Origin of the sequence: Leptothoe kymatousa TAU-MAC 1615 (assembly GCF_018739865.1) — a bacterium.
GTDB lineage: Bacteria > Cyanobacteriota > Cyanobacteriia > Phormidesmidales > Phormidesmidaceae > Leptothoe > Leptothoe kymatousa.
In genome coordinates this window covers 207,712-227,547 of record NZ_JADOER010000002.1, presented here as the reverse complement: position 1 = coordinate 227,547, position 19,836 = coordinate 207,712, and the positions used below count along the sequence as shown (strand labels likewise).

General features: G+C 49.8%; 15 protein-coding genes and 1 pseudogene. 7 read left to right on the top strand and 9 right to left on the bottom strand.

Annotated features, from left to right (window positions below; genetic code table 11):
• Window positions 1–28 precede the first annotated feature (28 nt).
• Both ggt and hemJ read right to left on the bottom strand, forming a co-directional pair.
• A complete protein-coding gene (gene ggt / locus IXB28_RS01360) occupies window positions 29–1,828 on the bottom strand; it encodes a gamma-glutamyltransferase (RefSeq protein ID WP_215616740.1) in 1,800 nt (599 codons plus the stop codon).
• Between the two features lie 228 nt (window positions 1,829–2,056).
• Entirely contained in the window at window positions 2,057–2,647 is a 591-nt protein-coding gene (gene hemJ, locus IXB28_RS01355) for a protoporphyrinogen oxidase HemJ (protein ID WP_215616739.1), read from the bottom strand.
• Between the two features lie 189 nt (window positions 2,648–2,836).
• On the opposite strand from hemJ, the gene menB reads away from it, so the two are divergent.
• Window positions 2,837–3,670: a 1,4-dihydroxy-2-naphthoyl-CoA synthase gene (gene menB / locus IXB28_RS01350; protein ID WP_215616802.1), complete on the top strand. Its 834-nt coding sequence runs from the start codon at window positions 2,837–2,839 to the stop codon at window positions 3,668–3,670.
• Between the two features lie 59 nt (window positions 3,671–3,729).
• The gene (locus IXB28_RS01345; protein ID WP_215616738.1) at window positions 3,730–4,029 is read left to right on the top strand and encodes a hypothetical protein; all 300 of its coding nucleotides are present in this window, start codon (window positions 3,730–3,732) and stop codon (window positions 4,027–4,029) included.
• Here the strand turns inward: IXB28_RS01345 and IXB28_RS01340 are convergent.
• The gene (locus IXB28_RS01340) at window positions 3,998–4,468 is read right to left on the bottom strand and encodes a hypothetical protein (RefSeq protein ID WP_215616737.1); all 471 of its coding nucleotides are present in this window, start codon (window positions 4,466–4,468) and stop codon (window positions 3,998–4,000) included. The two genes, IXB28_RS01345 and IXB28_RS01340, sit on opposite strands and share 32 nt — an antisense overlap.
• Window positions 4,469–4,666: 198 nt before the next feature.
• Here IXB28_RS01340 and IXB28_RS01335 point away from each other — a divergent pair, with 198 nt between their 5' ends.
• On the top strand, window positions 4,667–7,201 hold the full coding sequence (locus IXB28_RS01335; protein WP_215616736.1) for a hypothetical protein: 2,535 nt from the start codon (window positions 4,667–4,669) through the stop codon (window positions 7,199–7,201).
• Window positions 7,202–7,624: 423 nt separating this feature from the next.
• The gene (locus IXB28_RS01330) at window positions 7,625–7,861 is read left to right on the top strand and encodes a hypothetical protein (protein WP_215616735.1); all 237 of its coding nucleotides are present in this window, start codon (window positions 7,625–7,627) and stop codon (window positions 7,859–7,861) included.
• 156 nt (window positions 7,862–8,017) lie between these two features.
• Here IXB28_RS01330 and ltrA read toward each other — a convergent pair whose 3' ends face one another.
• The 3 genes from ltrA to IXB28_RS01315 all read right to left on the bottom strand — a co-directional run bounded on the left by ltrA (window position 8,018) and on the right by IXB28_RS01315 (window position 12,194).
• Entirely contained in the window at window positions 8,018–9,622 is a 1,605-nt protein-coding gene (gene ltrA, locus IXB28_RS01325) for a group II intron reverse transcriptase/maturase (RefSeq protein ID WP_407659118.1), read from the bottom strand.
• Between the two features lie 676 nt (window positions 9,623–10,298).
• Window positions 10,299–11,531: an IS256 family transposase gene (locus IXB28_RS01320; protein WP_215616733.1), complete on the bottom strand. Its 1,233-nt coding sequence runs from the start codon at window positions 11,529–11,531 to the stop codon at window positions 10,299–10,301.
• Window positions 11,532–11,708: 177 nt separating this feature from the next.
• Window positions 11,709–12,194 (bottom strand): DUF2199 domain-containing protein, encoded by a 486-nt coding sequence (locus IXB28_RS01315; RefSeq protein WP_215616732.1) that lies wholly within the window; start codon window positions 12,192–12,194, stop codon window positions 11,709–11,711.
• A 331-nt stretch (window positions 12,195–12,525) separates the two neighbouring features.
• Here IXB28_RS01315 and IXB28_RS01310 point away from each other — a divergent pair, with 331 nt between their 5' ends.
• The 3 genes and pseudogenes from IXB28_RS01310 to IXB28_RS01300 all read left to right on the top strand — a co-directional run.
• Window positions 12,526–13,035, top strand: coding sequence for a hypothetical protein (locus tag IXB28_RS01310; protein ID WP_215616731.1), 510 nt, complete (start codon window positions 12,526–12,528; stop codon window positions 13,033–13,035).
• A gap of 601 nt (window positions 13,036–13,636) precedes the next feature.
• On the top strand, window positions 13,637–13,816 hold the full coding sequence (locus IXB28_RS01305; protein WP_215616730.1) for a DUF4278 domain-containing protein: 180 nt from the start codon (window positions 13,637–13,639) through the stop codon (window positions 13,814–13,816).
• Between the two features lie 239 nt (window positions 13,817–14,055).
• Window positions 14,056–14,511, top strand: a pseudogene (locus tag IXB28_RS01300) (hypothetical protein); the annotation flags it as partial.
• A 1,904-nt stretch (window positions 14,512–16,415) separates the two neighbouring features.
• On the opposite strand, the gene IXB28_RS01295 reads toward IXB28_RS01300, so the two are convergent.
• The 3 genes from IXB28_RS01295 to IXB28_RS01285 all read right to left on the bottom strand — a co-directional run bounded on the left by IXB28_RS01295 (window position 16,416) and on the right by IXB28_RS01285 (window position 19,701).
• Complete coding sequence (locus IXB28_RS01295) at window positions 16,416–17,321, bottom strand: pentapeptide repeat-containing protein (RefSeq protein WP_215616729.1); 906 nt, start codon at window positions 17,319–17,321, stop codon at window positions 16,416–16,418.
• A gap of 68 nt (window positions 17,322–17,389) precedes the next feature.
• A complete protein-coding gene (locus IXB28_RS01290; RefSeq protein ID WP_215616728.1) occupies window positions 17,390–18,751 on the bottom strand; it encodes a cytochrome c biogenesis protein in 1,362 nt (453 codons plus the stop codon).
• Window positions 18,752–18,960: 209 nt separating this feature from the next.
• Complete coding sequence (locus tag IXB28_RS01285; RefSeq protein WP_215616801.1) at window positions 18,961–19,701, bottom strand: cytochrome c biogenesis protein CcdA; 741 nt, start codon at window positions 19,699–19,701, stop codon at window positions 18,961–18,963.
• Between the last annotated feature and the right edge of the window lie 135 nt (window positions 19,702–19,836).

Sequence of the window (19,836 nt, the reverse complement as noted above, 5' to 3'; positions counted from 1 at the left end):
ATAGTTTGTTGTGAAATTTAGCATGGCGTTAGGCCCCACGGGCAGGCTGCACCACCTGGGCCGCCCCACCGCCCCGTCGCTCGGGCTCTGCGGCGACCTGCATGGAGCCATTGGGCCAAATTTCTAGACCGGTGGCGGCACCGATTTCATCCACCCAGCGTAGCTGATGCCCCCGCTCGGCCAAGCTTTGGGCCACATCGCTCCCCTCTAACGCTTTTTCTACGGTGGTTTGGGGGCCATTGCGTTGGGATAGGCGCGGGGCGCTGATGGCTTGGGGTAGGGCCAGGTCAAAGTCGACTAAATTGGTGGCGATCCCGGCCACGGTGGTGATGATGGTAGATCCACCGGGGCTGCCAAAGGCCACCATGCGGCCGTCGGGGGCCAGGGCAATGGTGGGGGCCATGCTACTGCGGGGGCGCTTGCCCGGTTCGGGGGCGTTGGGGTGGGGCAGGGCGGTGTCAAAATCGGTCAGCTCGTTGTTGAGAATAAAGCCATAGCCCGGTACCACCATGCCCGAACCGCCGGTGGATTCAATGGTGAGGGTGTAGGAAACCATATTGCCAGCGTCGTCGGCGGTGACCAGGTGGGTGGTGGAAAGGCCTTCCTGGCCATTGGCTTGGGCCAGCTGACGTGGGGTGGCCAAACTGGGGCTAGGGTCGGTTTGGAATGGGAGCGGGTCACCGGGGCTGGTGCAGGGTTCGCTCGCCTGGGATGGCAGGGATTTGGTCGCCAGATAGTCGGTGTTGAGGAGACCGGCCACGGGGGCATCGACATATTCTGGATCGCCCAGGTAGGCATTGCGATCGCAAAACGCCAGCCGCTCCGCTTCAATAATCCGATGCATGGCCTCCGCCCGGTCCAAGCTGCCCAGGTCGCTACTTTCCAACCGGCCCAGAATCTGGCCCACCGTAATGCCGCCGCTGCTGGGGAGGCCCATGCCATAGAACCGATAGCCCCGGTAGTCGTTCACCACCGGCGGCCGCACCCGCACTTCATAGCGGTCCAAATCGTTGAGGGTCATGGTGCCCGGATGGACGGTAAAAGAAGGATTTTCGACCGTGGGTGGCGACTGGACCGTGGTTGCGATCGCCCCAGCCAGCTCCCCCCGATAAAAACTATTCACCCCCTCACTGGCCAGCAACCCATAGGCCTTCGCCATATCAGGATTTTTGAACGTAGAACCCACCGCAGGCGGTGCCCCATTGGGCAAATAGAGCTGGCTAGTAGACGTAAAGGCCGAAAACCTCGGCTGGTTGCGGGCCACCTGCTGGGCAAAGGTTTCATCCACCGTAAACCCAGATTCCGCCAGGTCAATTGCCGGAGCCAGGGCATCCGCCAAAGCAAAGGTGCCATAGCGCGATAGGGCCGTCTGCCAGTTTAGGGGCGTCCCCGGCACACCCACCGCCAGGCCGCTGCTAATGCGATTAGGGAAATAGGGTAAATTGCCCCCTTCTGGGTCATCCAGGTCTCGAAACAGGTCTGAGGTCACCGCCGCAGGCGCTTCCTCACGGCCATCCAACGTAATCACCCGGTCCTGGTCCTTCAGGTAGATCACCATAAACCCACCGCCGCCGATGCCCGCCGAAAACGGATCCGTCACCCCCAGGGCCGCCGCCGTCGCCACCGCCGCATCCACCGCGTTGCCCCCCTGACGCAGCACCTCAATGCCAATGCGGCTAGCATCGGCATCCACCGAGGCCACCGCGCCACCGGTACCCATGGCCACCGGCACCTTATCCGGGGTTTGGGCAACGCTGGCCCAGGTCATGATCAGCCCCGCGCAAAGGGTGCAAACAATGGCCAGGATGGATTTTGTAAGGTTTCTCATGGGGGTAGATGGTGGAGAAGCTGCAAATTGAAAAAGGGTGAGCATTGCCCACCCTCCAAACTTCATTTCAATCGAACTCGTATTCCTAGTGGTTTATTAACACATTCAGCACCACGGGATAACATTTCCCCTCCTGGGAGGGGCATCGGGGTGGGTTAGCCATTAGCGCTAGTGATTGAAAACCCACCCCACCTGCGGCCCCCCGCCCGAGAGGGAATGAGGGATCGCCTAGGATTGCAGGACCTGTTCTTTGCCAGCGGCGGCTTCCGCCACTTCGCGTTCCTTATCCAAACGGCGCTTGCGGGCATAGAGCTGGATCGTCGCCAAAAACGAAATGGTCAGCGCCACAATCAGCCAGGTGGTGGCCCCGGTGGGGAACTCGCCCTTGAAGATTACCAGCATCACAATGATGACTAGCAGCAGTGTGGGACCTTCATTAAACAAACGCAGGGTCTTACTGTTCCACTTACATTCCCCCGCTTCCAGCTGCTTCATCAGGCGACCGCAGTAGAAGTGATAAAACAACAGCACCCCAACGAAACCTAGCTTGGCGTGCATCCAGCCCTGGTGTAGATAGTCCGGCATGGTGTAGAGCAGCCCCGCCGCCATCGCCACCGTCAGCACCATGGCCGGAGTGGTAATGATGTTGTACAGCCGCTTTTCCATAATGCTGTACTGCTTTTTCAAAATGCCCTGGGCCGGTTCCACCTCCATCTCCGCTTCCACGTGATAGATAAACAACCGCGCTAGGTAAAAAAGACCTGCAAACCAGGCCACAACACCAAAAATATGAAATGACTTAAACCAGTAATAGGCCATGGGACGGCGGAACGAAGACTTATATTTTCTTTGAGAAACTATTCTCCCGTAGATATCAGCCTTTTGCCTCGGTCAATCTGGTTTTGTAACAGGCTTGTAATGATTAAGGCAGTGTGGGAATTGGTAGGGTGAGCAGTGCCCACCGAGCGATCACGCTCACCGGGCGATCCTTCACCCCTCGGACACACCATGCAAGTCGATTGGCAATCGGTCAAAACCTACGAAGACATTTTCTATCACAAGGCCAACGGCATGGCGAAAATCACCATCAACCGGCCCCACAAGCGCAATGCCTTTCGGCCCAAGACTGTGTTTGAGCTATACGATGCTTTCTGCGATGCCAGGGAAGATACGTCCATCGGCGTTGTGTTGCTGACGGGTGCGGGTCCCCATACCGATGGGAAGTATGCATTCTGTTCCGGTGGAGACCAAAGCGTGCGGGGTAAGGCGGGGTATATCGGCACTGACGGCATTCCTCGGCTGAATGTGTTGGACCTGCAGCGGTTGATTCGGTCCATGCCCAAGGTAATCATTGCGCTGGTGGCGGGCTATGCCATTGGTGGTGGCCATGTACTACATCTGATCTGCGATCTAACCATTGCGGCGGACAATGCGATCTTTGGCCAAACGGGGCCGAAGGTGGGCAGCTTTGATGGGGGCTTTGGGGCGAGCTATTTAGCGCGGATTGTTGGCCAGAAAAAGGCGAGGGAGATTTGGTTTTTGTGTCGGCAGTATGATGCAAACCAGGCTTTGGACATGGGGTTGGTGAATCATGTTGTTCCGGTGGATCAGCTGGAGGCGGAAGGGGTGCAGTGGGCGCAGGAGGTATTGCAGAAGAGTCCTACGGCGATTCGGTGTTTGAAGTCGGCGTTTAATGCGGATTGTGATGGGCAGGCGGGGCTGCAGGAGCTGGCGGGCAATGCTACGCTGTTGTATTACCTAACAGAAGAGGGGGCGGAGGGGAAACAGGCGTTTTTGGAGAAACGACAGCCTGATTTTAGTCAATATCCTTGGTTGCCTTAGTTATCAAGGCTTTGCACCATCGAACAAAATACTGACAACCTACTCGCCCATCTCCATCCGTGAATCCTTTATCGCAAGTACAACTCCTTCAAATCGCCCGCTCCATTACTGGCTTTAGGCGCTATACGAATATCGATTTAAGCGAAGGTAACCCGCCTTTGGAATTTAGCTGGTTAAATCCTGACGATATTGTTATGGGTGGCGTTGGGTTTGCCTTTTATTTCAATACTGTTGAACAGGCTAGGGAACTGCGAAATACATTGCAGCAAGGGTATTACACTAATTGTCTAGCGACGTCTAATGGTGTTCCGGTGACGTTTGTTTGTCTTAGTGATGAGATTGAGAGTCGATATCTTTAAAGTCTTGGCTGAGCTGGGTTAAAAACTGGGTTGGTTTGTTCCAGCCGTGGGTCTTGAACCAGCTAAGTTTACGGATCGATCCGCCTCGGATGCCGGTCCAGTTGAGGACATCTAAGGTATCGTCGTCAGATAGTTGATATCGGGTCTGGAGTGCTTGCCAGATGTTGCCTTCGGCTGTGATGGGTGGATTGGTGCGAAAGGTAATGCTTTGGGGACTGGAGATCGCTAGTTCGATGGGGTCTTTTGGAAATTTGTTGACTAGGCTGATCATCTTGACCATTGACAGTAGGTCTGTTTCTGGAACGACGATGATACAGGGCTTTTGGTAGGCTTTGAGTTCGTCGCTGAGCCACTCGTGGGATTGTTCAGGGGTAAATTGACTCTCTCTAAAGATGTCTGAGTGGATGACCTGTAGTTTGAATTGGTGGCCTAGCCCCATAACGATAGCTTTCAGAACCTACTAATTACTAACCCAATGGTATCAAATTAATAGAATCTGACTACAAGAAAGATATTAGCTGAGGAAAAATAAACTAAATCTCAGGACAAGAATATAAGCATTGTATGGTTATAAAACGAATCAGTAAAAAGTGATATCACCGTTACTACAGGGCATTCTTGAATAAGACATGTAGTAATGGTTGCGGAACTGATTAAAGACATGCATCTTGTTCAACAGAAGACAGCTAATTTTTGTGGGCGATTCTTATCCAAAAGGTTATCTTTACTGGCATTATCTACAATACTCATATCCGCATGTGGCAGCACAAGAAACAAGATTCAAATCAACACAGTAGATTTACCGGAAGGGCTGGATAAAATTGAGACATTAGATATAGTAACTCTTACTTCATCTGCAAAGCCCAATAAAAAGGGACATGTCAAGCTTGATAAGCTTATAAACACTACTTCTGATGAGGGTGACACCAAGGACCAAAACGGTATGGTTCTTGTCGCTTCAAAAATGAATGATCAGATTCAGTTACTCGACTTCTTCGTTCCACAAGTTAATGAAGAACCTAATTTAAGCTATGAATCTACAGCTCGTTCGTTAGTAATGATTAACCCTATTCTACTGGGGGTAACACCAGATAAAAGAATAAGTATCTTTGAAAGAGTATCTGAAAATCCTAAATTTGAGGAATTGGTCAACTTAGTCTCAAACTCGGGTGACCTTCTTGAGGATAAAGTTATACAGCTATCAACAGAAATAGCAGCTGAATACGTGCGCAATAGCCAAGATAGTGCCTCTGATAGTGGTAGCAATATCGCTGTTCAGACAAGTGAAGCACAGGAAATACAGGCAAAGTTTAACTTTAACTTGCCATCAAAATCTTGTGGTGATGCTCTACCCAAAGATAGCGCACAGTATCCTGTTAATTTCTATCCTGTATACACAAAGTATACTGAGGCAAACCTAAAGGAGGTTAAAAAGTCTTTCTGCGGTGATGCATATTCCAAGAAAAGAGAAGGCAAGGATGGCCAGTATATTCAAGTTTCATCATTTACTCAACAGAAAAAAGCTGAAGCCTTTGCGAAAATACTTCAAGATAGATTTGGGCTAGGAGAGATAGGAGAACCTACTACTGTCGAAGAACCTCGGTCTGGGTTACTTGAAGAATACATCCGTAGAGGAACCAGGATTATTTTTGGTGAAGTTGCTCGCGCGGAGTCTGTCAAACTGTTCTTTGATTACAAGATACTGGAGAATGCAAGCACAGGATTTAACTATGAAAATGATTCACCAATATTAAATAGACTTTGGAGAGACCGACTTGAATTGATTACTTCTCCTGGCAAGTTAAATCTTGATGGAGGAGTACGAATTGCAGAACAAGTTATCGTTTTACCAAAGAACTTTGTTGACAAAGATAATTCATGGAAAAACTCTCAAAATTGGGAGGACATAAAAGATCTACCTGTTGGCAACAAGTTAATACTACCTAATGACTCTAAAAATTACTATTGGTGGGGAAGTAGTCCAGTCAGCATAGATTTTGATCAAACCTTGCTAGATCAATCTGGGAATTATGAAGTACTAATGTCTGCCCTTTCTTCTTATAAAGGAGATAATATTGGAAGTGCATTAACTTATAACGCTATACTCATAAATCTTGAGATATTGAATGCTCTTGGTAATACTATAGGTGTGTTGGATAGTTTTAATTCTAATAGCAATAGCAATGGAGAAAGTGATAACAGGAAAGTTGTCGAAACCCTCTTAGAGTATGTTCCACTTATTAGTGAAATCTCAAAAAATCTACAGAATTGCATATACGAATCTTCAGGCAATACCCCTATCCTAAATTGCCTCTTAAAAGGAGAGAACTCAGCTTTACTAGCTAATACTCTTGGTGAGATGTATATAGATGCTTTGAAAGAAGTTTATGCAGAAGAAGTCATAACTGACTTTATGGGAGATTTCGTATTGAAAGCGATTCCATATATTCGAGCTGCTCAGGCTGTGAATGATGTGGCTTCAGCAGTTAACTCATCTAGCAGAGTTCTTGAGTTTGCAGCTTATGAGATTTCTGAAAAGGAGCTAAGAAAAGAGCCTTACAGAGCGACAATTAAAGTTGTTGAGGATCAATTATTATCTTCACTCAATAAAAAGACTAAGGTAGAGGGATTTAAAAACTGGAAAATATCATGTAATCAAAAAGATGTATTTGATGATCTAGAGTTTTTAGGATGTGCCGCAGATTGGACATCATTTACGATAGGAACAAGGATAAGAGACACAAGAGCATTTGCTAAATTCAAGAATTACAGCAGTGACTGGTATGAAATTCTTAGTACTATTCCAGGAGGAGGTATACGCCTTGAATTAGCAGGTCCTGGCAAAACAGTTAGTATTAGTACTAAGGATGAGAATTTCAAGGTAAAAAGACATCAAACTCCAACAATATCCAGAACTTTAAGAATCACTTGTGATGAGCCTAATTTTATATTTTGGGGTATTTACATTGAACCAAAATGCACTTCCAGTGGATCATATTTTGAACTTTCAGCAGAGTCATTTAGCAGTTCAGTCAAACACCCAACTGTAGTGACTTGTTGTGGTGGAGATAGTCAGTTATTCAAGCCAACTGGATGGGGGGCTACAGGATCTATGAATATCACTTCATCTGGAAAATCCATAAGGATCGATTTAACTGTCAGTAAAAATTGAAAACTTTAGGCAGAAGTCCCTGCAACCATCACCCGACGCAACTATCCTTTGGATCTCTTTATTGGGTGCCTGCGTTTTAGCTTGCTAGTTAATGTCAGTAGCAGGGGCAACTTTATGAAATAATCTGACCGGGTGTGGTCTGCTGATGCACCGTCTAATATCTGGCTTGACTCATCGATCTGGGCCTGATAATTTACAAACTAAGCAACTGTCCGAAGTTGCTTTTTCGCACCCAAAAAAAATTAGCTGCGCGAGATGGAAGTGCTACCAACACGACCACCCCGCTAACCCTTCCAACTGACGAACCCAGTTGGTGAGCTGTGAGCATTTTACAGCCACCCTGATTTTAGTTGCAGGGTGGCTAACTTTTTTTGGGGCATTTCCTCCTGTTGTATTGCGGAAAATCCGCGAAGGAAAGCCCCGATGAGTTTCACAGAATCCACATTGCCGACTGATTTTGACCGCCTGCCCGCTGGCAGTACGATCCGTCATATTTTGCTAGGGCGACCCAGCGACATTCGCCAGACGATTCATCTGCTGCACAATCTACGCTATGTGGAGACGAGCCAGTGGAGCACACTGATCGAAGTGCCGGATAATCGGTTGATTTTGCGGCCCGATGCTGACCAGATGATTAGTATGCTGGTGCGGCGGTTGTAGGGGCTGGCGGAGTGACGGCTGGTTTGGAGTAAGGCTGCTAGGTGCGATCGCAAACTGTCCTGGAGGGTGAGATCGCACCTAGTAAGAGAGTGGTTAACCTAAGCCGGAGAGTCACCCCTCCGACTCGGCTTCAAAACCGGACTTGATAGTTTCCCATCATCCGGCTCCTCTCCAACTTGGTTCATTGTCAAGAATACCATCAGAAACTGTCGTTCTGGTTGCATGTACCTGGTCATGGCAGTGACGGTGTAGCAAAGCCAGATTTTTATAGCAGTTGTTGTCGTGACGACCGTCTCGGTGATGAAGTTCAATATCATCCTCTGACGTAAAGTACAGTCTGCAGTTAGCGCATTTACCTTGCTGCTGTTTGAGCAGTTTGGCTTTTATCGGAGCAAGACCAGGATATCGACTTAGCCTGGTGCCCCAATACACCCAGTCACCATCAAACGGTGAGCGGGTAGCCCTAACTTTCACATGTCTACGGATAGGTGTTTCGTTGTGACGACGCAACCTGAGCTGGTCTGTCGTAGCAAATAACCATCCCCTACCTTGGTTCACTCGCCAATAGCGTGAAACGCTATCGTGCGTGTTTAGGTTTGGGTGTCTGCTCTTTGCCCAGCGAAATAGATGCCAGAAAAGCTGGGCATCCATTGCAGCGAAAGTAGCCTTACTCACCACTGATGAGAAGTACCTGCACCATCCAACAATGACTGGATTGAGACGAGCTATGAGAGCAGCCTGAGGAGCCGCCTTATGATTAGCTACGATCTCTTTGAGTCGAGCCAGATGACGCTGTTTACTTTCCTGGCTGGGTTTGATTAAGGTCTTGTAGCCTCGTTTTGAAGCGTACTTGCCAGCCGAATATTGCTTGATATGAAATCCCAAAAAGTCGAAACCCGCCTGCCCCTTAAGGGTGTGACAGATAGTGGTTTTCTGAGGATGTAGTTCAAGCCCGACCGTCTTCATCCACTGTTCTATGGCTTCTTTTGCCCGTTGGATGTCACTTAGACGAGGCGCAAGGACCACAAAATCATCAGCGTAGAACACTGTGTGAATCGGGTTCTTCTGCGTACCTAACAATTTGAGGTGTGACTCGACACCGTGTAGCGCTATCAGAGCTAGTAGCGGAGAGATCACCCCACCTTGTGGTGTTCCTCTATCAGTTGTTTGGAATCCTCGGTCTAGGACACCACACTTGAGCCATGCGCGCAGTAATCGGCGAATGAAAGGCGGTGCTTGGACTTTCTCAAGCAAGGCCCGATGTGAGATGTTGTTGAAGCATCCTCTGATATCGCCTTCGAGCACATACTTGGGTCGTTGGCAGATAGTTCTAAAGATGGCCGCAATTGCATCTTGGCAAGACCTTCCTGGACGAAACCCATACACATTGGGTTCAAACTTCGCTTCCCATTCGGGTTCTAGTGATAGCTTGACCAACGATTGGGCCGCTCTATCGTGCATCACCGGTATTGATAAGGGGCGCTTCTCCCGTTTACCTGGCTTTGGAATCCAGATTCGTCTGAGCGGACGAGGTTTGGGGATTTGGCTCAGTTGCTGAGCCATAAGGAGACGCTGGGTGGCGGTGAGATTCTTCACCCCGTCGATACCCGCCGTCTTCTTGCCCTGATTATCTTGAGTGACTCTACGAACGGCTATCAGCCGTCCATACCAGGATTTGATGAGCAGACGTTGTAGTTTGTGAACTGTCTTGACGTCACCACTCTGACTGGCTCTGTAGATCCGCCGTTGGAGTTTGAACACGTTGCTCTGGATACGCTTCCAGGGCAGCTCGTTCCATCTATACCTCGTTTGTAAGTACGGGCTCATAGCTTATAAGCTCTACTAGGGTTGTCTACGTCCAAGTTGCAGTGAGTACGTCTGCGTATCTCGGGTATTACCCCAAGCATTGGCTTCTTACTCAATCCCAATCCCGGTCACCTATTTGGTTAGCACCTACCCTGGTCATCGACCTTTACTCAGGGAAAGTGAACGGGGTTTCCACGTTCCGATGTCTGATAGTTGCTGTACTTAGGACTCTACTCTAGGCCGGGTTTATCGAGGGTGATCACTGGTCACTCAGATAGATGCCAGCCTCTTATCCGTTGCCTTTTTTGGCTGCGGTGTATCAGCCTGATTTCACCGCTTACAAATCACGACCCTTCAGACGTAGATTCCTCGCGTATCCCTATACAGCTTGCTAGACGGGATTCCAGAGTAGGCTTCCAGTTACCGCCGTTTAGTCCCGCTTCAGGCGTTGATGGCTAGTCGCGAACCTGGGGACTATGCTTTCACTCCACCACCGGGAGGGAGAGATTTTCACTCTCATCAGAAACATCAGTTATCAACGAGATATATTGCCTCCTTGCCTCTCTTCCCCCAGTCGCCTGGTTTTAAGAGAACGTGTCGCACATCTGAATTTTGTGTAAACGCTGTTTGTTTAGAGAGAAAAGCGTTCTGGAAACAGAATAGCAAAATGAGACAAGGCAGCACGCCAATTGTTAATGGGACGATTCCATTTCTTCGCGATATTCTTCATCGCCAGGTACATTAACCTGAAAACAGCGGCTTCATCAGGAAAGACCGCTTTGGTCTTAATCACCTTACGCAGAGAACGATTGAGCGATTCAATGGCATTGGTGGTGTAAATCACACGACGAATCTCCATCGGGTAGTCAAAAATAGGAATGACATGTTCCCAGTGACGAATCCAGATCTGACTGATGGCTGGGTAGGCCTCATCCCATTTTTCACTAAAGGCATCCAGGGCCGCTTCTGACTCCGCCAGGGTGGCTGCTTGGTAAATCGGCTTGAGGTCTTTGGCAACGGCCTTTCGGTCTTTCCAGGGGACATATTTCATACAGTTACGCATCAGGTGGACAATGCATAGCTGTACCTGAGTTTTGGGATACACCGCTTCAATGGCATTGGGAAACCCCTTGAGTCCATCGCAACAGGCAATCAGAATATCGGTCAATCCCCTATTTTTAAGGTCTGTGAGTACTTTCAGCCAGAATTTAGCTCCCTCGGTTTCGGCCTCACCGATCCATAGACCCAGGAGTTGTTTTTCACCCTCTCGGTCAATGCCCAGGACCACATAGACAGCACGCTTGCTCACCCGGCCTGACACCTTGATATTTACGTACAGGGCATCGAGATAGACAATCGGATACAGCTCGTCGAGCGGGCGAGCTTGCCAGGCTTTGACATCCGCACTAACAGTATCAATGACCTCACTAATCACAGACGCTGATATCGTCGCGCCTCCGTACAATTCTTTGAGCTGGGCACTGATGTCCCGCGTGCTCATACCCCGAGCATATAGAGCCAGTATCTTTTCATCAAGACCGGCTAGGCGACGCTGATGCTTGGGCACCAGTATCGGTTCAAAGCTACTGTTCCGGTCACGTGGGATGGACAGTTCGAGTTCTCCGTCCTCCGATTGCACCGTTTTCTTCGAGCTGCCGTTGCGACTATTTTTGGGCTGCTCATCCGCTGCACTCGATTCAAGATGATGATTAAGTTCACCGGCTAAGGCGCGTTCCACCAGACGCTTTTTGATTTGCTTCATCAGACCCGACTCGCCCAAGATATCCTCAGGGGTGGCGCAGTCTTCCAGTAGTTCGTCTAGCAATTCATCAACGCGATTCGGTTCTTTTTTCTTGCGAGCCATGGGGCGATCTCCTGATGTATATGGATGATAGATCGCTTACACAAAATTATGGACAGTCCCCTAGTAACCCCCAAACCATCGATCCAAACACTACGACCCCAGCAAACCTGATGACCTATATTTCATCGAATAATGAGCGGCTGGCACGACTTATTGCAGATTTTCGTTATATAGCGCTCAGTTGAGATGTTGATGAACAAAGGTCCAAGCCTCATCTAAGCTTATTCCCTTCCGTTGTGCGATAGATAACGGGTGATCAGACTCCTCTAAGAGAATTAGTGGTCGCAGACCCTCCCCTTGAAAATGAGCCATTGTCTTTAAACTCAATGTAGATTGATCACCATACATAAACTCATTGGAAAGCCAACCAAAAAACGGACCTATATCAGCTGTATCAAAATTGTCCACATATCGTTCAAAATTCTCTTTCTTTTGAGAAACCCATACCCCTAAACCGAAGTCCTGTTCATACCCATGCACAGGAATCAGAAGAATACCGCGAATGAAATAGTGCTCCTCGTCTAGAACACAGAGGTCTTGATCCAGTTGAACTCTAGATGTAAATTCTCCATCAGGGACAGACGCTGCATATGTCGGTCTATCAAACCCTAAATCTGGAAGAGCATCGTGAATTTTGCCACAACATTTGCATTTATATGTCATGCGCAATAGTCCCTGACCGTGTAAAAACAAAACTGTGCGACTGAAAAGCGCCTTTCAATCTTAGTCATTTTATTCCAACCCCATCGCTACAATCACATACAAGCGTCTCAAGTGGCCCAGTATCTCAGATTATCCGTGACTTGCAAGGGTTCTGCACTCAAATCTCAGTTTTGGCAAACACGGGTGACCCAAATCACAACAATCCCTCAGCCAAATTCAGAAACCCCTTAAGCAACTTTCAGTTACCGGTCAGATAGCGTTCAGGTAGCCCCGGCATTCTAGTAATCAATGGAGCAAACACACTTCACTGATTCACCAAGGAGCCTTAACCATGAAACGCACGATTCTTTCCGCCTTAACCGTTCTCATTACATCCGCTGCCGTTGCACCCGTCGCTTCCGCCATCGAACCCGCAAGCTTCAATATCCAGTCCACCCGCCTCGAAGAGCTGGACAGCCGTAGCAAGAACTCCGTCCACAAACTACGCATTGAGCACCTAAACAATCAGTCCAAGGCCATCGAAGATATCCAAGCCACTCGCCTAGACGCATTGGATGCCCGCACTAAGGCTGTAGACAATGTGCAAGCCACTCGCCTAGACGGTCTAGATGCTCGTCAGAAAAACAGCGTCCACAAGCTACGCATTGAGCACCTAAACACCCAATCTAAGGCTGTTGAGAATATCCAAGCTGCTCGGTTAGAAGCATTAGACGCCCGCACCAAAAACAGCGTCCATAAGCTACGCCTTGAATCGCTCAATAGCCCATCCAACGCCGTTGACAATATTCAAGCCGAGCGTCTAAACGGACTAGATGCCCGTACTAAGTCCACCATCCGCTAACGGCAAGGGTCTGCGATTGGACCATAGCGACTAATCCAGGTTGGGTGCCACATCTCCGTCAGCCAGAGGCATTGCCTTGCTTGCTTTCAACCCATACTCCCAGCCTCTGCCCATGTGGTGGAGGCTTTTTTGCGGATATACCAACTAACAGACAAAACCATCCTGAACGCTAAAAACGATGTTTTTATTACTCAAGGGGGTTACTGCGCAGCGATCGCAACCATAGTCCCCAAAAACTTAACACTTCCGTAAGTAAACCATAGGCATCTTGCCCAAGGGAGGTGCCGTGCCCCAGGGTCGGGCTACAGTGAATACACGGATAAAGCAGCTATTGCATTACTCCCTATGCCAAAACCCTATATCGCCTACACGGTGGGTAAGTAAACAGAATACTGTCTTCCTTACCCCGATTTAGATTCTCCCTAAGTAGAGACCCTCCAAATCTAGGCACCCCCTATATCTAACTCGAAGCCCCCATGAGCCTTAGCGTCCATGGGGGCTTCTTATAAAGATCACAAAACAACGACCGGAATTGATGGGCAGCGGCCTGTTTCCCTATTCAGAACAAACAAAGTTCCACACACTTATCAGGAATCTACCCATGAAACTAACTCACCTCGGCGCATCCTACACCCCCTCTGCTCAGTCCATCGAAACGATGGAAACCGATACGGAGCTGTGCTTTATGGGCCGCACCTTCAAAATGAGAACCCAAAAGTTAACGCCTGCCCAGCCCGCTGGTCGCAAACTCACCTATCGCGGTGTGCGCTACAGCGTTTAGCGGTCACGTCGCCCCAATCGTCACACAACTCTCCTAATATGGCGGCCCATAGCAGACTTCTGCTATGGGCTTTTTTTATTGGCTTTTAACAGCCATCCCCATCACCCAATTTTCTCAGGTAATCTCAGAAACCCCTTAAGTAACCCTCAGTTAGCCGTCACGTAGCGTTCAGGTAGCCCCGGCATTCTAGTAATTAATGAAGCAAACACACTTCGCTGAATCCCCCAGGAGCTTTAACTATGAAACGCACACTTCTTTCCGCCTTAACCGTTCTCGTTGCATCCGCTGCCATTGCCCCCGTTGCCTCCGCCATCGAGCCCGCTAGTTTCAATATTCAGTCCACCCGCCTCGAAGAGCTGGACAGCCGTAGCAAGAACAGCATCCACAAGCTACGCATTGAGCACCTAAACAATCAGTCCAAGGCCATCGAAGATATCCAAGCCGCTCGCCTAGAGGCATTGGATGCCCGCACTAAGGCTGTAGACAATGTGCAAGCCACTCGCCTAGACGGTCTAGATGCTCGCCAAAAGAACAGCATCCACAAGCTACGCATTGAGCACCTAAACAACCAGTCCAAAGCCATCGAAGATATCCAAGCCGCTCGCCTAGAGGCATTGGATGCCCGCACTAAGGCTGTAGACAATGTGCAAGCCACCCGCCTGGATGGTCTAGACGCTCGCCAAAAGAACAGCGTCCACAAGCTACGCCTCGAATCCCTCAATAGCCCTTCCAATGCCGTTGACAATATCCAAGCTGAGCGCTTGAACGGTCTGGATGCTCGGACTAAGTCCATTGTCCGCTAATGGCGGGGCGCATGGGTAGGTGCCGCGTGGCCGCTTTCCTAGGGCACCTTTTCATTTTCTAGCTTTCACAACACCCATCCTGAGCCTCTGCCAAATTAGCAGAGGCTTTTTTGTGCCCCGGTAAAGCTAAGGCCCAACGAACCAGCTCAGCTAACCAATCAGCAACAAAACCAAACAACATTACCGTTTATGTCAAAAAAGAGATACCCCTTCCCCGTATAGGTATGCTGTTTACATGGAGCTGAAAAGCCCATAACCACAACGAAGGAGGTCAACAATCGATATCTCATCAGAATCGTTTGACGGCTCAATACCAGCACCCAATCAGGTCACTGATATCTCTTCTCGCTTATACTAGAGAGCATTGTTTTTTGTGATTTTTTCTTCGCAGAACAACTCTTGAAAGTCTTGTTGAAGGTAGAAGAATTTCTCAGGTAGATCGTTCTGGGTGCTGTTGTGCTTTTAAAGCGTCTGGTGCCACCATCTATCGCTACATTGATGAAGCACCGACACCAACGCCATCAGAAATCGTTTTGTATCCCCTGAGGTGCGATCTATACAGTGATCTGGGACACAACCCCTAAAACTTTAATGTTTATGTAAGCAGACCATAGGGGTACTCTGTAAAAAGAAGGGGATGCCCCGCATCGACCTACAGTAGATTCACAGACAAAGCGAATTATTGCATAACACTCTATCTCGACCCTTTTATTTAAGTAGGCAGATTACTGTATTACTTACCTGAATCTAGGCATCTCTATATTTAGGCACCCTTTATATCTAACGCGAAGCCCCCATGAGTCTTAGGATTCTTGGGGGCTTCTTATATCGGCCCTTACTTACTTATCGGCCTTTTAAGTGCCGCAGGCGATCTGAGTAACTGCGCATGACGTCTAGGGCAAATACGGGGGGCTGATCTTCCCCCCATTCCTCAGCCAAGTTGGTGGAGGTTTTTGCGCCTGACCGCCAAAACCATCCTGAAGGCCAGCGACGACATTTTTGATTACCCCAGTGGTTTACTGCGCAGCGATCGCAACCACAACCTCCAAAAACTTAACAATTGTGTAAGTAAACCATAGGCATCTTCACTAGGGGAGGTGCAATGGGTAATGGTCGGGCTACAGTGAATTCACGGATTAAGCAACTATTGCATTACTCCTTATTTCAAAACCCTATATCGCCTACAAGGCGGATGAGTAAACAGAATATTGTCTTACCCATCCCAATTTAGATTCTCTCTGGTAGAGGGTCTCTATTCGAGAAAATCTAAATTTAGGCACCCCCTATATCTAACTCGAAGCCCCCGTGAGTCCTAGCGTCCACGGGGGCTTCTTATATGCAATGGCAGGGGTGCAATATCCACAATGTGATCTTCATCATACAAAACCATGATGAAGATCACAAAACTTCGGCCGGAATTGATGGGAAACCCCCTGTTTCCCTATTTAAGACAAACGACCGTTAGACCCAAAGGGTCCATAACGTCAGACCTAAGGGTCCATAACGTCAGACCTAAGGGTCTATAACGTCAGACCCTTAGGCGTCTCCTAAAGCGTCACCACGACTCTCCTACAACACAGCTAAATGGCTGCCCCTTGCAGAAATGCAAGGGGCTTTTTTCTAGTCTTTTTCTAGACCGCAAAGGCTTTTTTATTGAGATGGCGGTGCCATCAGCCGGGTTCACAGGCTTACCAAGCACACCATAGGCCCACTCAATCACTTGGTGGTACCCATTAGTTGACCATTGGGCAAGGGTGCTTCATCCTGGGGCAGCTGCCCCAGGAGCCGCCGTTAGCTTAGCGGCCAAGAAAGCCTTGCCACCAGGTGCGCGATCGCGGCTTGATCACACACCGGTCAGCCGGTTCAACATCAGTCGGCGGTAGCTCCAATTTCCGGCTCAGCTCATCATCAAACAGCGCCCGTTCGTAAGATGTTTTCCCCGCCGCCCGAATTTGATCCGCCGTTAACTTACGCGCCCCCCGAAAGTCAGTGCCCACCAAATGCGCCTTTTCAAAGTTGGCCTTTTCTAGGTTGGCCCCACTGAAACACGCATACTTCATATTGACGCCCCGAAAGTTGGCTTGCCGCAGGTCGGTCTCCTGAAAATTGACGGCTTCTAAATTGGTAAGTTCACCATCGTAATTGGAGAAATCACTGCGGTAGAGGGTGGCACCTTTGAAGTACGCATAATAAAGATTTGCCCCCCGAAAGTCAGCCTCCTGCAAATTAGCCTTCCCTGGCAAATTTAGATAGCTCAATTGGGTATCGACGGCTTCCAAATTAGACAACAACTCACCCCGATCGTGGAGAAATTCAATGGCCTCTTTTTTCGCACTCCCCACCCGAATATCCGATGCTACAGTTGCCCATTTGTCATTGACGATTCGGGTTTGTCGTTCTCGAAAACCGTAGAGAAACTGTAGGGCACTGAGTAAAATCGCCAGGGATGTTAACCCCTGCAGCGTTTGCACAATGACTCGAAACCGTTGGGTCACCCGAACGATGTTTTCCAGCCAGTCTGGTAAAGCCCTATCCCGCTGATACAGCCCAAACAATCGCTGATACTCGTCGGCACTCAACCCATGCTCTGCCTCAAATGCCTGGGCCCGCTGAATCAGCTCATACTCCCGGTCAAACAACTTGGGGATTTTCGCCAGATGCTCAAACTCTTTCAGCAGTTGGCTACGAAGATCGTCTGCCATGGCAAAACATAGGGAACAGCGTCAGCAGACACGACTATGGCATGACTCCCCCCTCAACGCCTAGTCCCTTAGGACGTCACCAACTCCTTTGGTGTGTCGGCACCATCGCCATCACTGAGTTCATCTAAAACGGCCACTAGCTCACGCTCGAACGATACCTGGGCCCGGTTGGTGCGGCCGCCCACATAGAGTTTGTCGCCATCCTGCAACGCCCACACCTGGGAATGGGACACATAGCTCATAACCACCCCCAGCATCAGCAGGCCAAACCCTAGGTAAACAAAGGGTACACCGGGATCCGCCTTGATTTGCAACCCGGTACTGCCAATAATCTCAGGCACCGACAGGGTGACGCCATTCACCTCCACCGACGTGCCCTCCCGCACGGTGGAAATGAGTTCTCCTTTTTCGTTGTAGACCAGCAGGGTACCCTGCAAATCCTGGGCAATTAGCGACACCCCCGCACTCATGTCGGGTTTGGTGGGCACCCAGGTGCCCCACAGTTTGCCGCCATTTTCGGTTTCGATGGGGGCCATGGGCAACTGCAAAATCGGGCTGTTGTTAATCTTCACCCGCACCCCGGCAATGGACCAGTCGGCCTGGTACATGGTGACGTTGCGATAGCGCAGGGGCTGATTGACCCATACGGTTTTGCGCTTCACCTCTTCTCCCTGGTCGTCCAGCACCGACAGGTCGGAATAGAACTGGTCCACCCGGCCTTCGGGGCTGTAGTCAATCCAGAAGCGATTGACCTTTACTGACCAATCTTTGGGAATCTGGGGACCGGCCCAGGGGCCCGCATCAAACACGTTTTGCACCGTAAAGGTGTTGCCGCTGGGCACCATCTCTTGGGCAAAGAAGCCGGTCATGGCACCGTACATGGCCCCCAGCAGAATAATTAGCATGCTGGCGTGGACCACGATGGGACCGATGCGCCCGGCCAAACCCTTGTGGGCATAGAGCATGGTGTCGTCTTTGTGGAAGGTTTTGTAGCGTTTGGCTTCTAGAAATTCTGTTAGCTGGTTAATGGTGCCCGTGTCTAGCTCGGTGCTGAGGGCCATTTTTTCAAACTGGCGGGGCTTGCTGTAGAAATTCCAGGTGCGGGAGAACCAACGCAGAGCCGTAATTTGTCGGGTGAAGGTGCAGGCGGTGAGGCTACTGCCAAAGAGAATGAGAAGAGACAGGTACCACCAGGTGCGATACACATGGTCGAGACCTGAGATTAGCAGCACCTTCCAGCTAAGGAAGCCAAATAGGGCAGGGTCTTCGGGGTAGTTTTGTTGGTAAAAGGCGAGGCTTTGACCCTGCTCGATGACGGTGCCTAAAATGCTAAAGACCGCAATTACCAGCAGCAGCACAATGGCCAGGCGCAGGTCTGCCAGGAGAGGAATCAGGTCTTTTTTGAAGTAACGTTTCAGGGCAGCAATCATGGCGGGTAGGGGATAAAATCTTTTGCTCGAAAAATCTGTTTATGGCGACTATCCCCTCTCGGGAGGGGGGCCCTTGGGGCGGGGTGGGTTTAGACAATTGCGCCATTGGCCAACCCACCCCGGAGCCCCTCCCAGGAGGGGATAGGGTTCGGATAATTGCAAATTGGATAAGGTTGGTTGGATGTCTGAAACTCTCATGGTCACCATGTTTACGCAATTGGCATAAACCGAGACAGGAGAGAAAATACGCCAAAGCCGATCAGCAACACACCGCTGGCGGGGGTGATCCAACCGGACCATTGTCGAATGGCCAAGATCTTTTTAATTGATGCGGTGAAGATCCCGGCAATCACCAGGGGGGCGACATAGCCGATGGTGTAGGCCAGCAGCAACGAACTGCCAAGGAGCGGATCGCCTTTTTGCCCCACCCAGGCCAGCAGGGTGGCGAGGACCGGAGTGCTACAGGGGGAGGCCACTAAACCAAAGGTCAGGCCCAGCAAATAGGACTTGAGCGATCGCGGAATATTGTTTTGCATAAAGTCCGCGCCGCTATAGGACGGCAACGGCGGCAGGGGAAGGGCTTCGAGCAAATTGAGGCCCATGATAATTGCGATCGCACTGACCACAATGGGCAACCCCACCCCCACCTGGCCATAGACCCAGCCCAGGCTGCTAGCGACGATGCCCAAACCGGCCAGGGTGGTGGCCAACCCCAGGGCAAACCAGCTAGACTGCCCCACCGCCTGCCAACGATTTTCCAATTCGTAGCTCCCCATGTAGCCCACCGTAATCGGCAGCATGGAGAGCATACAGGGGGTCAAACTGGTGAGCAAACCAGCGGCGGCAATAATCGCCACACTCGCCAACGACAGGTGATCTAACTGGGCACCCACCCATTCATTAGCCAGCTGACTAAGGTTATACAAACTAAGCTGAAGCGTTTCCCACATATAGCCGAATAGACAAATCGGACAGTCCAAACAACATTGCCCCATTCCCATGGGGCCCGTTGTCCATTTGCTATTGTATCGAAACGTTAAAGAGGTCAACAACGATTAATCTATGTGGTCAAAGGATAATGCTCG

What these genes read in the sequence shown, in the direction of transcription:
- IXB28_RS01335 (WP_215616736.1), top strand. Translation starts at nt 4,667, where the DNA reads ATGGTTGCGGAACTGATTAAAGACATGCATCTTGTTCAACAGAAGACA.
- IXB28_RS01285 (WP_215616801.1), bottom strand. Translation starts at nt 19,701, where the DNA reads ATGTGGGAAACGCTTCAGCTTAGTTTGTATAACCTTAGTCAGCTGGCT.
- menB (WP_215616802.1), top strand. Translation starts at nt 2,837, where the DNA reads ATGCAAGTCGATTGGCAATCGGTCAAAACCTACGAAGACATTTTCTAT.
- IXB28_RS01330 (WP_215616735.1), top strand. Translation starts at nt 7,625, where the DNA reads ATGAGTTTCACAGAATCCACATTGCCGACTGATTTTGACCGCCTGCCC.
- IXB28_RS01295 (WP_215616729.1), bottom strand. Translation starts at nt 17,321, where the DNA reads ATGGCAGACGATCTTCGTAGCCAACTGCTGAAAGAGTTTGAGCATCTG.
- IXB28_RS01310 (WP_215616731.1), top strand. Translation starts at nt 12,526, where the DNA reads ATGAAACGCACGATTCTTTCCGCCTTAACCGTTCTCATTACATCCGCT.
- IXB28_RS01315 (WP_215616732.1), bottom strand. Translation starts at nt 12,194, where the DNA reads ATGACATATAAATGCAAATGTTGTGGCAAAATTCACGATGCTCTTCCA.
- hemJ (WP_215616739.1), bottom strand. Translation starts at nt 2,647, where the DNA reads ATGGCCTATTACTGGTTTAAGTCATTTCATATTTTTGGTGTTGTGGCC.
- IXB28_RS01290 (WP_215616728.1), bottom strand. Translation starts at nt 18,751, where the DNA reads ATGATTGCTGCCCTGAAACGTTACTTCAAAAAAGACCTGATTCCTCTC.
- ggt (WP_215616740.1), bottom strand. Translation starts at nt 1,828, where the DNA reads ATGAGAAACCTTACAAAATCCATCCTGGCCATTGTTTGCACCCTTTGC.
- IXB28_RS01320 (WP_215616733.1), bottom strand. Translation starts at nt 11,531, where the DNA reads ATGGCTCGCAAGAAAAAAGAACCGAATCGCGTTGATGAATTGCTAGAC.
- IXB28_RS01305 (WP_215616730.1), top strand. Translation starts at nt 13,637, where the DNA reads ATGAAACTAACTCACCTCGGCGCATCCTACACCCCCTCTGCTCAGTCC.
- IXB28_RS01340 (WP_215616737.1), bottom strand. Translation starts at nt 4,468, where the DNA reads ATGGGGCTAGGCCACCAATTCAAACTACAGGTCATCCACTCAGACATC.